Here is a 14753-nt window from a genome sequence, read left to right on the forward strand (position 1 = left end):
CAACGTAGGGCGTGCCCGCTACCGCATCGCGCGTGAAGATCACCAACTGCGGCCCGATGATGGCGCCCGCGAGACCGCCCACCATGACCCAGGAAATGGCCTTGGCCTTAAGCGCGTCCTCGGCGGTGACGGCGGCTGCGAAGCAGTAGCCCACAGCAGGAAATCGAACTATGAAACGAATAACCCCTTTCCTTCTGGTCGCAGTACTCGGGGGCACTGAAGCAGGCCAGCGTGTCTACTCATCGCGCATGAATTGCCTGACAACCTTTCAAATTTAGAGAAGATAAATTGAAGTTCTGACGGGAATTTCTCAGTAAAAGAATCCTATCTTTCTCGTCAACAGACTGAACGGCACCCCCTGAGTTTTTATGCATATATTCAAGATCGGCAAATTCTTTAATGATTCACCACAAAAAAGGCGGGAAGCCCATTGAGCGATCCCGCCATAGCAAAAAACTCAAACATGCTCACATCAGGAAACTTTACCCTGAAACGATCCCTTGAAATTTAAGCGCATAGTAATAATAAGATTTAGCCATTAGCCGAATCTTCCAAAGTTGGCGCACTGCTTGCTACGTTTTTAAGCGACTCCGCCATAGTGAAGTACGGAGACCACTGTTTTGCAAGTTGGTCAACCGTAAGTCCTGCGGAGATAATATAGGTTGCAGCTGCAATAACCTCTCCAGCAGATTCGCCTACCATATGAATACCCAGAATCCTTCCTGTCTCACGCTCGGATATCATCTTGATTATCCCTTTGTCGTGACGACTTACAATAGCACGTAGAACAAAGGAAACCGGAATTTCACGAACATCATAGGCAATTTGGGCCGCCTCAGCCTGCATAGGAGTCATGCCGACAGCAGCCATCTCGGGCGACGTGAAAATGACGCGGGGCAAGGCGGTGTAGTCTAGGGACCGAGGCTCGTTGCCCAGAGCATTGCTCGCGGCCACGGTCCCCTGCGCACTAGCGACATACACTAATTGAGCCATACCAGTGACATCGCCCGCTGCCCAGATGCGAGGATTTGAGGTTCGCAGATGTTCGTCCACAATTATTTCGCCTCGATCGCCCCTGGACACATTGACAGCATCCAAGTTGAGTCCTTCAGTTGCCGGACGGCGCCCCGTCGCTATGAGAATCTTATGGGCGAAAATTTGCTGAGTACGTCCTTCGGCGACGACAGTTGCAAGCACCCCGCTCTCGTGTGGTACGACGTTTGTCAGATTGGCGCCAGTATGGAACATGATGCCCTCCGCTGACAGCGCCTGCTCCAGTGCCGCAGAAATCGCGGGATCCTCGAACGGTGCAATTCGAGGAGCTATCTCGACCACTTCAACCTTGCTGCCCAGTCGAGCGAACAATTGACCTTGCTCCAGACCGATCGCATTGCCGCCGACGACCAGCATGGACTCAGGCACCTGCTCAAGGGACATGGCCGAGCCGGAAGTGAGAAAGTCCACCTCACTGAGGCCAGGAATGGAAGGAATGAATGGCGCTGCCCCACTGGCGATCAGTACCTGCTTGGCGTACACCAGGTTTGTGTTTCCGTCTGAGTCCGCGACGACGAGCGCTACGATATCTGGCTCATCTGACGCTACAAAGGTCGCCTTGCCGCGAAATACCGCAATACCTGCATCCTTGGGTGCTTGTACATGGAAAGACTGCCGGAAGTGCCCGATCATTTGATCTTTATCTCTGACAAGCAAAGACAAGTCGACAGGCCCGGCCGAGGTCGCTATACCTGGGAACTTCCCATGCGCAGCAGACATGCGAGCAGAAGCCGCCGCAAGCAACGTCTTTGAAGGAACGCATCCTACATTGAGACAGGTCCCTCCTGCCAACCCCTGTTCGATCATGGCGACTGTTTTGTCGAGCCTACGTGCTTCGTTCGCTGCGGCTCTAGCCGCCGAACCGGAACCTATCGTGACTAGATCATAGATGACGGAGGGCTGTTGTGCGGAAGCCGCTGTTGTCGTGTTCATAAAAGAAGCCTCAAGGAAATTGCAAAGAAAGAGACAGATCGGTCTCCTTGAGGGATTGTAGACAACCCTGTCTCCTTGTGTCAACATGTCGCGTATGAATCCTCACAACGATGAATAACATCATGGACAAAAAAGAACAGTTAGTCGCAACTGCCTTTAACCTTTTTTATAAGTACGGCATTCATGCTGTTGGCATCAATCGGGTACTTGAAGAGTCCGGCATTGCCAAGAAAACGCTATATAACCATTTCTCCAGCAAGGAAGATCTAATTGCTGCGACCGTCGAATATTGTGATCAGCAGTATTTCTCTTGGCTCGATTTGCGTTTGCACGAAGCGACGCCAGGTAGGGACGCCTTGTATGCCATGCTTGATGCTTTTGACGATCTGTTTCAGGGTCTCGATCAATCCAAGCCACTTTTCTTGGGTTGTTATTTCATTAATGTCAGCGCCGAATTCAGCAATCCGGATCATGATATACATAAGCTTTGCGCCCGAAACAAAGAGGCTATGCTGCGATGGATCACACACCACACTTCACTTGTCATAACGTCCAGAGAATCGATAGTTCAAATCTCTGAAACAATTGCTATGTTGCTTGAAGGGGCGATTATTCAGGCTCACGTTCTTGGAGATCTGCACGCTGCTCGCAAAGCCAAAGCCGTGGTTAAACTGCTTCTTGATAAATCTAACTAACTAACTAACTAACTAAATTCATCTGTCCATACAACTCTTTGACCATCAATAAAGGTGGAACGGCAAAGTAGCTTTCCGAAGTTTCAGCAGTGGAGACAAGTCGTGTAGTGCCGGAACGGGCCACTTATCGGCTTCCAGTCCTCGATCAATGCCCCAAGTCAAGTCAGTTGCAACCGTACCGCCCCTGCCACAGCAGCGGCACCAAGATCAGCGCCAAGGCCGGGAAGATCATCCAGTTGACCGCTTGCCAGCCCGAGCTGTGCAGGATCGACCCCGCGAGGAACGACACGGCCGCCGTGGCGGCGAAGACGAAGAAGTCGTTCATGCCCTGCGCCTTGCCCCGCTCGGCCGGGGTGTGGCAGTCGGTGACCATCGCCGTGGCGCCGATGAAACTCAAATTCCAGCCGATGCCCAACAGCGCCAGCGAGCCCCAGAAGTGGGACAGGCCGAGCCCGCCCAGGGCCACCACCCCGGAGGCGGCGAGCAGCACCATGCCGACGGCGGTCACGCGCTCCTTGCCGTAGCGCACCATCAGTCGCCCGGTGAAGAAGCTCGGCCCGAACATCGCCAGCAGGTGCCACTGTATTCCTAGGGCGGCGTTGTCCACCGAATGCCCGTGGTTGACCATCGCCACCGGCGCGGCCGTCATCACGAACGCCATCACCCCATAGGACACCACGCCCGCAGCCACGGCCAGCAGATAGCGCGGCATCGCCAAGAGCTGCAGCACCGTCCGACCGCTATCGGCGACTGCTTCGGCCTGGGTCTGGCTCGGCGTGCGCAGCATCAGCAGGATCGGCAAGGCGATCAGCGGCAGCAGCGCCTGGCTGAGGAAGCTGCCAACGTAGGGCGTGCCCGCTACCGCATCGCGCGTGAAGATCACCAACTGCGGCCCGATGATGGCGCCCGCGAGACCGCCCACCATGACCCAGGAAATGGCCTTGGCCTTAAGCGCGTCCTCGGCGGTGTCGGCGGCTGCGAAGCGGTAGCTCTGCACATACGCGCCGTAGAAGCCCGCCAGGAAGGTGCCGGCGCAGAAGATCCAGAACGAGGCCAGCATGATGCCCAACGCGGCGATCAGGCCCGAGGCCACGCCGAAGCCGACCCCCACCACGTATCCGTTGCGGCGGCCATGGTGCCGCATGATGAAGGCGGCAGGCAAGGTGCCGATGGCAAGACCCAGGCCGAACAGACTCACGGGCAAGGTGATCCAGGCCGAATTCTTGGCAAGCTGCTGGCCGACCAGCCCACCCAGCGACATCACGATGGGCGCGCTGGCGCCGCCGAGCGCCTGCGCGGCGGTGAGAACGCCGATGTTTCGGCGCGTGATGCTCTGGTCGGTCATGGGCGTCTTTCTTATTCGTTTGTCTGGCCGGAAATATTACACGCATGAATATATATTCAGTTATATGGACATGCGATGCTCACGAACCATCGCGAGCCGGTCCATCCTCGGAAGCCCCGGCGGAAGCAGCACCGTGCAGGGCCAATGCGAGCAGGTGCTCTTTCACCTGGATCAGTTGCTCCATGCGTTCCTCAACACAGGCGAGATGGCCTTGGACAGCCTGCCTTAGCAGCTCAGGTTCCAGGAACCCCTCATGTGCCCAACCCAGTAGGCGGCGCACGTCATCCAGGCCGATTCCCGAGGCACGGTAGTTGCGAATCAGGTGAAGCCGTTCGACATGGGCCGGGCCATAGCGCCGATAGTTGTTGCGTGACCGCTCCGGGGCTTGCAACAGGCCCTCCCGCTCGTAGAACCGAATGTTCTCCGGGGGGGTGCCCGTCAAGCGCGCAAGTTCACCGATCCTCATCCGGTTCTCCGTGCGCAACGATGGGGAACGCCGCCGTTGCGCATAGCCCTTATCCCGGCGACCGGGCGGATGGTTGCCCGGTGGCGCCCGATTGCACCGTGTGCTCAGTCCAGCCGCCACCCAGCGCCTTGTAGAGGTGGATGAGGTTGTTCAGCCGCGTCAGGCGCGTGCGCACCAGGGTCTGCTGCGCACCGTACTGTGTGCGTTGCGCATCGAGCAAGGTGAGGTTGTCGTCCACGCCTTCCTGGAAGCGTTGCTCGGCTAGTTGGTAGGCTTTCTGGCTAGCCGCTACCAGGAGCTGCTCCGAGCGGATCTGCTCATCAAGCGTGCGCTTGCCCGCCAAGCCGTCAGCCACCTCAGCAAAGGCCGCCTGGATAGACTTCTCGTAGTTGGCGATTTCGATCCTCTTTTGTACCTGTGCCACGTCCAGATTGGCTCGCAACGCGCCGCCGCGGAAGATGGGCAGCGTGATCTGCGGCAGGAAGCTCCAGGCCCGCGAGCCCGAATCGAACAGGCCGTCCAGCGAAGCGCTGGCCGTGCCCGCCGAGCCCGTGAGGCTAATCGTCGGGAAGAACGCGGCCCGCGCCGCGCCGATGTTGGCGTTGGCGCCGATCAGCATCTGCTCGGCGGCGCGGATGTCCGGCCGACGCGCGAGCAGTTCGGACGGCAGGCCGCTCGGCAGGTCGGTCGGCACGATGTCGTCCGGCAGCGCCACGGCCTCGTCAAGCTGCCGGGACAGCTCCGGCGTCAGCGGCTGGCCCAGCAGCAGCACCAGCGCGTTGCGGTCCTTGGCCGCCTGCCGCGTGTAGGCGGCGCGGTTGGCCTCGGCGGTGCGCAGCGCGATCTCCGCGCGGCGCAGGTCGAGCTGCGTGGAATTTCCCGCTTCCACCAGTTGGGTGGTCAGGTCATAGGAGCGCTTCTGTGTGGCGAGGGTGTCGCTCGTCAGGCGCAGCAGTTCCTGGTCGGCGCGCAGCGTGAGGTAGGCGCTGGCCACCTCGGACACCAGGCTCATCTGCGTGGCGATGCGGGTCTCGTCGAGGGCCAGGTAGGACGCCAGCGCCCGGTCGTTGAGGCTGCGGATGCGGCCCCACAGGTCCAGCTCCCAGGCGGCCGTCACCCCGGCCACGTCGTAGCGCCGGAGCACGTCGCTTTGCCCCGTGGTACTGAGGTCGGCCGGTACGCGCTCTGACGCGCCGCGGGCGGAAACGCCCAGGTTCGGCAGCATCTCGGCACGCTGGATACGGTACAGCGCCTGAGCCGCCTCCACGTTGAGCGCGGCTTTGTGCATGTCGCGGTTGTTCTCCAGCGAAATGCCGATCAACTGCTGCAGCAGCGGGTCGCGGAAGAAGTCCCGCCAACCGATCTCGGCCGTGATCGCGTCGTCGGGCGTCGCGGCCGCCAGTTCCACATAGGCCGCGCCCGAGGGATAGGCCGTGTCGATCGGCGCTGCGGGCCGGTCATACTTCGGTGCCATGGAGCAGCCAGCCAGCGCCGCCGCGAGGGCGAGCGGCGCCAGCGTCCTGGCGGGTCGTGTGAATGCGAAAGATGTTTTCATGTCGTATGTCCTCCTGGCCGTCATGCGTGCTGGTCGGTCATGCCGCCACGGGCATGGCGCGCTTCGCGGCGCAGCGCCAGCTTGCGCACCACAACGTAGAACACCGGCGTCAGCACCAGGCCGAATACCGTCACGCCCAGCATGCCGGCGAACACCGCGATGCCCATGGCGTGGCGCATCTCGGCGCCCGCACCGCTGGCCAGCACCAGCGGCACCACGCCAGCGATGAAGGCGAACGACGTCATCAAGATCGGGCGCAGCCGCAAGCGCGCGGCTTCGAGCACGGCTGCCAGCGGATCGGCCCCTTCGCTTTCCTTCGCGCGGGCGAACTCCACGATCAGGATCGCGTTCTTGGCAGCCAGGCCGACCAGCACCACGAAACCGATCTGCGTGAAGATGTTGTTGTCGCCCCCAGAGAGCCAGACGCCGGCGATCGCCGAGAGCAGCGCCATGGGTGCAATCAGCAGCACAGCGAACGGCAGCGACCAACTGTTGTACTGGGCCGCCAGGAACAGGAAGGCGAGCAGCACCGCCAGCGCGAAGATGTAGATCGCCGTGTTGCCAACCCGTTTTTCCTGGAAAGTCAGGTCCGTCCATTCGTAGGTCATACCGTCCGGCAGCGATTCGCTCACGATCTTCTCAATCGCGGCGGTGGCCTGGCCGGACGAGTAGCCCGGCGCTGGCCCGCCGCTGATGTCGGCCGAGGGAAAGCCGTTGTAATGCATCACCCGGTCGGGGCCGGAACTGCGCTCGATGGTCGCGATCGCGCTCAGCGGGATCATGTCGCCCGCTGCATTGCGCACCTTGAGCATGCCTATGTCCTCAGCCTGCATGCGGAACTGCGCATCGGCCTGGGCCATGACCCGGTAGGTGCGACCGAAGCGGTTGAAGTCGTTGACGTAGAGCGAGCCAAGGTTGACCTGCAGGGTGTCGAACACCTCGGTCAGCGATACGCCCTGCGACTTGGCCTTCACCCGGTCGATGTCCACCTGCAACTGCGGCGCATTGGTCTGGAAGCTGGCGAGCATGTTCGCCAGCTCGGGCGCCTGCATGGCCTTGCCCATGATCTGGCCCTGTGCCTGCGCAAGCGCCTCGGGACCCAGGCCCGCCCGGTCCTCGATCTGCAGCTTGAAGCCGCCCATCGAACCCAGGCCCGGCACCGGCGGCGGCGGGAAGATGCCAACGAAGCCGTCCGGGATCTGGCTGAACTTGCCCATGAGCTTGCCCTGGATGGCGAAGGCCGACAGCGACGGGTCCTTGCGCTCATCGAAGGGCTTGAGCATGGCGAACATCAGCGCGGTGTTCGGCTGGTTCACCGGTCCATTGACCGACAGGCCCGGGAAGGCCACCACGCTCTCGACGCCCGGCTCAGCCAGTGCGATCTTGGTCATCTCCTTGACGACCGCCTCGGTGCGATCCAGCGAGGCGCCGGTCGGAAGCTGGGCGATGCCCACGAGATAGTACTTGTCCTGGGCCGGCACGAAGCCCGCAGGCACCTTGTGGAAGCCCAGCCAGGTCAGGCCCAGGAAGCCGACGTAGAGCAGCAGCACGATGGCGCTGCCGCGCACCGCGCGGCGCACGCCCCCGACGTAGGAATTCGAGGCGCGATCGAAGAAGCGGTTGAAGCGGCGGAAGAAGCCGCCGAACACGCCGTCGATGATGCGCGTGAGACGATCGGGCTTGGCCGCGCCGTGGTGCGGCTTGAGCAGGATGGCGGCCAGCGCTGGCGACAGCGTAAGCGAGTTGATCGCCGACAGGATGGTCGAGAACGCGATGGTCAGCGCGAACTGGCGATAGAACTCGCCCTGCAGCCCCGACAGGAACGCCGAGGGGATGAAGACCGCTGCCAGCACCGAGGTGATGGCCAGGATCGGGCCAGTCACTTCATCCATCGCCTTGCGCGCCGCATCCTTGGGCGATTCGCCCAGCGCCATGTGGCGCTCCACGTTCTCCACCACCACGATGGCGTCATCCACCACGATGCCGATGGAGAGCACGAGGCCAAACAGCGACAGCGTGTTCAGCGAGAAGCCGAACATGTGCATCACCGCGAACGTGCCGACCAGCGAGACCGGCACGGCGATCAGTGGAATGATCGACGCGCGCCAAGATTGCAGGAACAGCACCACCACGATCACCACCAGGAGGATGGCCTCCAGCAGCGTGACGGCGACGGACTGGAGCGAGGCGCGCACGAAGACTGTGGGGTCGTAGGCGATCTTGTACTCGATGCCTTCGGGGAACTTGGCCTGCAGCCGCTCCATCGTCGCGCGCACCGCGCTGGACGTGTCCAGGGCATTGGAGCCGGGCGTCATCAGGATTTGCAGGCCGACCGCGTTCTCGCCGTCGAGCTGGCCGCGCATGGTGTAGTTGTCCGAGCCCAGTTCCAGGCGTGCGACGTCGCGCAGGCGGGTCACCTGGCCGTTGGCGCCGGCCTTGATCACGATGTCGCCGAACTGCTCTTCGGTGGTCAGGCGCCCCAGCGCATTGACGCTGACCTGGAAGGCGGCCGACGCATTCGGCTGCTGGCCGATCGAGCCGGCTGCGACCTGCACGTTCTGCTCGCGGATGGCGGCGACCACATCGCTGGCGGTCATGCCCCGCGATGCGACCTTCTCGGGGTCGAGCCAGACGCGCATTGCGTACTCGCCTTCACCGCCGATGATCACGTTGGCGATGCCCGGCAGGCGCGCCAGTTCGTCGCGCACGTTGAGCATCGCGTAGTTGGACACGTACAGCGGGTCGTAGCGGTCCCCCGGCGAGAGCATATGCACCACCATGAGAATATCGGGCGCGGTCTTGTCGGTGACCACGCCGATGCGCTGGACCTCGGGCGGCAACCGGGGCAGCGCGCGTGAGACGCGGTTCTGCACCTGGATCTGCGCGACGTCGGGGTCGATGTGCTGCTCGAACGAGATGGTCAGCACCATCCGCCCGTCCGTGGACATCTGGGACTGCATGTACATCATGCCTTCCACGCCGTTGACCGCCTGCTCCAGCGGCGATGCCACGGTGTCGGCGATCACCTGCGGGTTGGCGCCGGGATAGCTGGCGGTGACCTGCACCGTCGGCGGCGTGACCTGGGGGTACTCGCTCAGGGGGAGCTGGAAATAGCTGATCGCGCCCGCGATCAGCATCAGCACCGACAGGACGATGGCGAAGATCGGCCGGTTGATGAAGAAGCGGGGGAAATTCATTTGCGGGCCTCCGCCGAGCCGGCCGCGCCGTCAGCCTTGGCGGGGTCCGCGCCACCGGCCTTGGCAGGCGCCGCAGCGGGAGCCGGAGCGTTTGCCGCAGCCTTGGTCGCGCCGGTCGCGCCGGCGGCCGGTGCCGCGGGCGCCTGCATGGGCACCATGCGCGGCGTGACCGCCATGCCGGGGCGCACGAGGCCCTTGATGATGATCTTCTCACCGGCCTGCAGGCCGCCGTTGATGACGCGCAGCCCGTCCACCACCGGCCCCAGTTCGATGGGCCGGTACTGGGCCTGGTTGTTCTCGCCCACGACCAGCACGTAGTTGCGCCCTTGGTCGGTGCCCACGGCCTGATCGTCGATCAGGACGGCCTCGCGCGCCGCGCCGGTGGACAGCTTGGCCCGGGCGAACATGCCGGGTGCCATGCGCCCATCCGGGTTGGGCACAACGGCGCGCGCGCGGATCGTGCCGGTGCTTCGGTCAATGGTGTTGCCCACGAAGTCGAGCGCGCCCCTGTGCGGGAAACCCTTGTCCGTGGTCAGCCCGACCTGCACGGGCAGCGAAGCCTTGCTACCGGCGCCCGCAGCGGGCCGCGAGCGGCTGACGACGTTGAGATAGGTGGCCTCATCAATGTCGAAGTACACGTGCAACGGGTCGATGGATACGATCGTGGTCAGCAGCGTGGCCGCGCCGGCGCCGCCACCGCTGACCAAGTTGCCCTCGGTCACGAGCACGCGGTCGACGCGCCCGGCGATGGGCGCAGTGACGCGGGCGTAGGACAGGTCCAGCTGAGCCGCAGCAACGGCGGCCTTAGCCGCCTGCACCTGAGCCTGGCGCGCGTTGCGTGCGGAGGCGGCATCGTCATAGGTCTTGCGCGCGACGGCGCCGGTCGCCACCAGGCGCTCGGCGCGGTCAAAGTCGGCCTGGGCCTGGCTGGCCAGCACCTCGGCCTGACGCAGTTGCGCCACGGCCGTGTCGAGCGCAACCTGGAACGGCCTCGGGTCGATCTGGAACAGCAGTTGGCCCTTGCGCACGAGGCTACCTTCGGGAACGCTCACCGCATCGACGGCGCCGCCGACCCGCGAGCGCAGCTCGACGGTCTTGGGCGCGGCCAGGAAGCCGGTGTACTCGGCCGATGGCGCGACCGTGCGGGTAATGACCTCGGCCACGGGCACCTGCGGCGCCATCGGCGCGCCCGCCGGGGGCGCCGCGGCCTTGCCCTCGTCCTTGGCGTCGCGGGCAGCGATCGCTATCCCCCCCGACGGCTGCGATGACGCCTGCCACCACAATGATTCTGATTTTTTTACGCATGGAAGTGACCCTTTCTTGGATGCAGGACTCCGGCCCTTCCGAAGCGCTCTGCAGACATTTGTGTGGAGGCTAGGCGTTACAACGACGGCAAGGTCAAGCCCTCTTGTTGCCTCAGCGGGCAGACGGCACGGACAAGGTGGTGGGACGCCCGGCGTCGTCGCCGTGGTTGGCCTCCGGCGCGCCCTTGAAGCGCAGCAGGCGCAGTGCGTTCAGCGTGACCAGGGCCGTGGCGCCGGTGTCGGCCAGCACGGCAACCCACAAGCCGGTGATACCCAACACGGTGGTGACCAGGAACAAGCCCTTGAGGCCAATGGCGAATACGACGTTTTGGTGAATGTTGGCCATCGTCGCCCGCGACAGGGCCACCAGGTGGGCCACGTCCGTGACGCGGCTCTTGAGCAGCGCGGCATCGGCGGTTTCCAGCGCCACGTCCGTGCCGCCGCCCATGGCGATACCCACGTCGGCGGTCGCCAGGGCCGGCGCGTCGTTGATGCCGTCGCCGACCATCGCCACCTTGGCATCACGCTTCATCTCGTTGACCAAGCGCAGCTTGTCCTGCGGCAGCAGCTCGGCCTCCCACTCGATGCCCAGCTTGCCGGCGATCGCCTGCGCGGTGCGGCGGTTGTCGCCGGTCAGCATGACCGAGCGCACGCCCATGGCGTTGAGCTGGGCCACGCCTTCGCGCGCGTCGCGGCGGGGCTCGTCGCGCAGGGCCAGCAGGCCCAGAACGTTCTTGCTGGCTTCGTCGAACAGGACCACCACGGTCTTGCCGCCATCCTCCAGCTTGTCGATTTCCCTGCGGTGCGCGGCTGTCAGCGTGGCCGTCTGTTCCGCATGGGCGGGCGATCCGACAGCGAGCGCACTGCCGTTCACGGTGGCGCGCACCGCCTTGCCGGCAATGGCCGATGCGCCCGTGGCCTGGGGAATCGCCACGTCCAGGCTCTTGGCATGGGCGACAATGGCCTTCGCCAAGGGATGGTTTGAGCCGGACTCGACAGCGGCGGCAAGCGCAAGGACCTGTTGATGCTTGAACAGCCCGAAGGGCAGGACCTCGGTGATGCGCGGCTTGCCCTCGGTCAGCGTGCCAGTCTTGTCGAAGGCAATGGCGCGCACGCGGCCGATGGTTTCCAACGCGTTGCCACCCTTGATCAGCAGGCCCCGTCGCGTGGCCACCGCAAGGCCCGAGGCGATGGCCGCCGGTGTGGAGAGCACCAGCGCACATGGGCAGGCAATCAACAGCAGTGCGAGGCCGCGGTACAGCCAGGTACCCCAGTCGCCACCCATGGCAAGTGGCGGAACCACCACGATCAACGCCGCGATGGCCATGACGGCAGGGGTGTAGTAGCGGCTGAACTTTTCGATGAAGCGAGCCGTGGGCGCCTTGGAGGACTGCGCCTGCTCCACCAGTTGGATGATGCGAGAAATGGTGTTGTCCGATGCCGTCTTCTCGACTTGTACTTCGAGCACGCCATCGACGTTGATGGAGCCGGCGAACACGTCGGCACCGATAGCCTTTTGACGCGGTACGGACTCGCCGGTGATAGGCGACTCGTCCAGGCTGCTTTCACCGCGGAGGATCTTGCCGTCCGCAGGCACCCGGTCACCAGGGCGCACCAGCACGCGGTCGCTCACGCGCAGGGAAGCGGCGGGCACTTCGCGCTGCCCGCCCGCGGCATCGAGCAGTACCGCCGTCTTAGGCACCAGGGAGGCCAGCGCCTTGATGCCGGCGCGCGCGCGGCCGGCGGCCACGCTTTCCAGCAGCTCGCCGATCGCGAACAGGAACACCACGGCAGCAGCTTCCTCGGCCTCGCCTATCACGAGCGCGCCCAGCGAGGCGACGACCATCAGCGTTTCGATAGAGAACGGCGAGCCTGACACAGCCAGCGCGAAGGCTTTGCGAGCGAACGGCAGCACGCCCGCGATCACCGCAGCGGCGAAGATCCATTCAGCGTAGCCAGGAACGAACTGCGCGATCGCGTAGGCCGAGCCCATCAGGCCGCCCAGGCCCAGCACGTGCTTGCCTTTCTTCGTCTGCCACCAGCGCTGATGGCGCGCCGTCGATGCTGCTGCTGGGGCCGCGGGTGCTGAGCCATCATGGCGGCGCACGTCGGAGACGCCGAAGCCCAGGCTCTTGATGGTCTTCTCGATGTGGCCGAGCTGCGTGGGGCCGCCAGACGCGAGCGTCAATTCCAGCGTTTCTGCGGTGAAGTTTATGCGGGCATCGGACACGCCATCCATGCGAGCGAGCGCCGTTTCGATCTTGCCGACGCAACTGGCGCAGTCCATGCCCTCGACGCGCATGGACACGTTGGGGGGCGTGCTGGGTGCTCCACGGGAGGCAGAGGCCGGCGCATGGTCATGCCCGCTGCAGGCCCCGTGATCGTGACCGTGGTCATGGGCATGGGCATGGCCGTGAGCATGGCCATGCCCATGGTCATCACCGCACGCTTTGCCGTGCGAATGATCGTGCCCGTGGTCGTGGGCATGCCCATGGTCATGGTGGCCGCCGCAGCCGGCGTGGTCATGCGCGTGGGCCGCATGGCACGGTGCAGGTGCTGCGGACATTTCGGACGCGGGCAGTGCCTGCACGTCGAAGCCCAGGGACCGGATTTTCTTGGCAATGTCGCGTGCAGTATTTCGGCTACTTGTGCTGCGCGTCAACGTCAGCGTCTCATTTGTAAAATTAACCTGTACATTTGATACGCCATCAATTCGACCAAGCGCTGTTTCAATCTTGCCGACGCAACTGGCGCAATCCATACCTTCGACCCGAAAGCCCAGTTGTTCGTCCTGCGCTCCTGTGCCGTCCAATGTTTCCAAAGACATATCAATCTCCTGGTTCTCTGAGTAATCGCCGTGGCAGGACGCACAAATCAGCGATCGGAATGTTATGCAAACAAATGAACACTTGTTTGTATGTTTATTCAAAAAAAAGAAAGAATCTCTTTCTGGCTGAACCATCCGACCGCTGCTTTATGCAGCTGCCATTAAGTCATTTTTTGTTGCGCAGCATCTGGTAGGTTTCAAATGCGGTGCGGTAGGCATCACTATAGGTATCAGGCGTCTGCTCACCAGCCCAGAATCCAGCCATTCCCGCAACCTGCCAATCTGCCAAATCACTCTTTACTTGAGCACGAGTCAATGCCACCGGAGCCTTGTAAGCCGCACCCAGCTTGAGCTGGAGATAGCTCTCGTAGGCTTGTTGGTAGGCTTGGGTGTGCGAAGCGGTGGTGATTCCGCGCGAGGTGAACGCGTGCATGCCGGAGATTTTCCACAGTTCCAAATCAGCCATCACTTCAGCACGAGTCTTTCCTGCTGAGGGCGCCTGATACATATCACCTTGGGTCAATTGCAAGTAGCGCTGAAAGGCAGCCTGGTATTGAGGGCTGAACGTATCCGGGCCGCTTTCGCCGCGAGACAACGCTTCCAACCCAGATTGCCTCCAAGCAGCCAGATCCTCCTGGACCTGTTGCCGTGTCATATCTGCGGCGAACGGTTGAGCGTTTACTCCAGCAGCAAAAAGTGCGGAAAGCAGAACAGCAAAGCGAATTTTCTTGGACATGGTCAATACTCCTTGACGTTAAAAATAATGGCGTGGTCCTTACGCCTTTCGGATACCCCGTAGACAAATAATAACACACATGAAGATATGTTCAAGTGTTTATTTTTAGAGTGCTTTTTGCTTGGGGTCTTCTAGGCATTCAGCAAGGCGCGCCGGTGTCTCTCTAGATTAATAGCCAAAAAAAGCCTACCCCTTGAAGGCGTAGGCCGGCGCGCACTCACATGTTCAGTCAATCGTCGTGTCCGTCCTCCGAAATGTGAACCGCCATGTCCTGGAGTACCTGGCTGACGTGCTGGTCGGCAATGCCGTAGAAGATGTGCTTGGCTTGGCGCTCGCCGCGCACGAGGCGCGCGCCGCGCAACAGGCGCAGGTGATGGCTGACCAAGGACTGCGACAGGTCTAGCGAGCCAGCAATGTCGCCCACTGCGACCGATCCGCGCATGCACTGCAACAGGATTTTCAATCGCGATTGGTCGCCCAGCAGGCGGAAGGTCTCTGCCAGAACAGCGACGTCACTTTGCGATAGTGCGAGGACATCAGTGGTCGTGCCGTGGTTAGAGGTCGAACATTGCACAATAGCGGCGCTGGTGGTTTTGCGGGATGTCATGGATTCAAACCCTCAAGTGAACTGCGAACCGTCTA

11 protein-coding genes and 1 pseudogene are annotated in these 14753 nt (G+C 62.5%); 2 read left to right on the plus strand and 10 right to left on the minus strand.

The window, feature by feature from the left end:
- Positions 1 to 531: 531 nt before the first annotated feature.
- Positions 532 to 1986 (minus strand): mercury(II) reductase, encoded by a 1455-nt coding sequence (merA, locus tag J1777_RS07415; protein ID WP_003821139.1) that lies wholly within the window; start codon positions 1984 to 1986, stop codon positions 532 to 534.
- Positions 1987 to 2108: 122 nt separating this feature from the next.
- Here merA and J1777_RS07420 point away from each other — a divergent pair, with 122 nt between their 5' ends.
- A complete protein-coding gene (locus J1777_RS07420) occupies positions 2109 to 2681 on the plus strand; it encodes a TetR/AcrR family transcriptional regulator (RefSeq protein WP_017638772.1) in 573 nt (190 codons plus the stop codon).
- A 163-nt stretch (positions 2682 to 2844) separates the two neighbouring features.
- Here the strand turns inward: J1777_RS07420 and J1777_RS07425 are convergent, their stop codons facing one another.
- From J1777_RS07425 to J1777_RS07450, 6 genes are all read right to left on the minus strand, one after another.
- Positions 2845 to 4026, minus strand: coding sequence for an MFS transporter (locus J1777_RS07425; protein ID WP_012614063.1), 1182 nt, complete (start codon positions 4024 to 4026; stop codon positions 2845 to 2847).
- 79 nt (positions 4027 to 4105) lie between these two features.
- Positions 4106 to 4492, minus strand: coding sequence for a MerR family transcriptional regulator (locus tag J1777_RS07430; protein ID WP_015912830.1), 387 nt, complete (start codon positions 4490 to 4492; stop codon positions 4106 to 4108).
- 49 nt (positions 4493 to 4541) lie between these two features.
- Positions 4542 to 6047: an efflux transporter outer membrane subunit gene (locus tag J1777_RS07435; protein WP_003821143.1), complete on the minus strand. Its 1506-nt coding sequence runs from the start codon at positions 6045 to 6047 to the stop codon at positions 4542 to 4544.
- A gap of 20 nt (positions 6048 to 6067) precedes the next feature.
- Positions 6068 to 9244, minus strand: a complete 3177-nt coding sequence (locus tag J1777_RS07440) for an efflux RND transporter permease subunit (protein WP_012614062.1) — start codon at positions 9242 to 9244, stop codon at positions 6068 to 6070.
- Positions 9241 to 10407 carry an efflux RND transporter periplasmic adaptor subunit gene (locus J1777_RS07445; RefSeq protein ID WP_338404869.1) on the minus strand — a complete coding sequence of 389 codons (1167 nt, stop codon included), beginning with the start codon at positions 10405 to 10407 and terminating at the stop codon, positions 9241 to 9243. Before J1777_RS07445 ends, J1777_RS07440 begins: the two co-directional genes overlap by 4 nt.
- Before the next feature lie 253 nt (positions 10408 to 10660).
- Positions 10661 to 12850, minus strand: a complete 2190-nt coding sequence (locus J1777_RS07450; RefSeq protein ID WP_017513344.1) for a heavy metal translocating P-type ATPase — start codon at positions 12848 to 12850, stop codon at positions 10661 to 10663.
- 57 nt (positions 12851 to 12907) lie between these two features.
- Between J1777_RS07450 and J1777_RS14615 the strand changes: the two genes are divergently transcribed.
- Entirely contained in the window at positions 12908 to 13249 is a 342-nt protein-coding gene (locus tag J1777_RS14615) for a hypothetical protein (RefSeq protein ID WP_041838806.1), read from the plus strand.
- Here J1777_RS14615 and J1777_RS14620 read toward each other — a convergent pair.
- The 3 genes and pseudogenes from J1777_RS14620 to J1777_RS07460 form a co-directional block, all read right to left on the minus strand.
- A pseudogene (locus J1777_RS14620) lies at positions 13196 to 13510 on the minus strand (cation transporter); the annotation flags it as partial. The gene J1777_RS14615 and the pseudogene J1777_RS14620 sit on opposite strands and share 54 nt — an antisense overlap.
- Positions 13511 to 13541: 31 nt before the next feature.
- The gene (locus J1777_RS07455) at positions 13542 to 14111 is read right to left on the minus strand and encodes a DUF4148 domain-containing protein (protein ID WP_003821150.1); all 570 of its coding nucleotides are present in this window, start codon (positions 14109 to 14111) and stop codon (positions 13542 to 13544) included.
- Between the two features lie 229 nt (positions 14112 to 14340).
- Positions 14341 to 14718, minus strand: a complete 378-nt coding sequence (locus J1777_RS07460) for an ArsR/SmtB family transcription factor (protein WP_063935807.1) — start codon at positions 14716 to 14718, stop codon at positions 14341 to 14343.
- Positions 14719 to 14753: the final 35 nt, after the last annotated feature.

It is taken from the genome of Comamonas denitrificans (assembly GCF_017368815.1).
GTDB lineage: Bacteria > Pseudomonadota > Gammaproteobacteria > Burkholderiales > Burkholderiaceae_C > Comamonas > Comamonas denitrificans.

Coding starts and splice junctions, on each gene's coding strand:
- merA (WP_003821139.1), bottom strand. CDS start 1,986: ATGAACACGACAACAGCGGCTTCCGCACAACAGCCCTCCGTCATCTAT.
- J1777_RS07420 (WP_017638772.1), top strand. CDS start 2,109: ATGGACAAAAAAGAACAGTTAGTCGCAACTGCCTTTAACCTTTTTTAT.
- J1777_RS07425 (WP_012614063.1), bottom strand. CDS start 4,026: ATGACCGACCAGAGCATCACGCGCCGAAACATCGGCGTTCTCACCGCC.
- J1777_RS07430 (WP_015912830.1), bottom strand. CDS start 4,492: ATGAGGATCGGTGAACTTGCGCGCTTGACGGGCACCCCCCCGGAGAAC.
- J1777_RS07435 (WP_003821143.1), bottom strand. CDS start 6,047: ATGAAAACATCTTTCGCATTCACACGACCCGCCAGGACGCTGGCGCCG.
- J1777_RS07440 (WP_012614062.1), bottom strand. CDS start 9,244: ATGAATTTCCCCCGCTTCTTCATCAACCGGCCGATCTTCGCCATCGTC.
- J1777_RS07450 (WP_017513344.1), bottom strand. CDS start 12,850: ATGCGCGTCGAGGGCATGGACTGCGCCAGTTGCGTCGGCAAGATCGAA.
- J1777_RS14615 (WP_041838806.1), top strand. CDS start 12,908: ATGCCCGCTGCAGGCCCCGTGATCGTGACCGTGGTCATGGGCATGGGC.
- J1777_RS07455 (WP_003821150.1), bottom strand. CDS start 14,111: ATGTCCAAGAAAATTCGCTTTGCTGTTCTGCTTTCCGCACTTTTTGCT.
- J1777_RS07460 (WP_063935807.1), bottom strand. CDS start 14,718: ATGACATCCCGCAAAACCACCAGCGCCGCTATTGTGCAATGTTCGACC.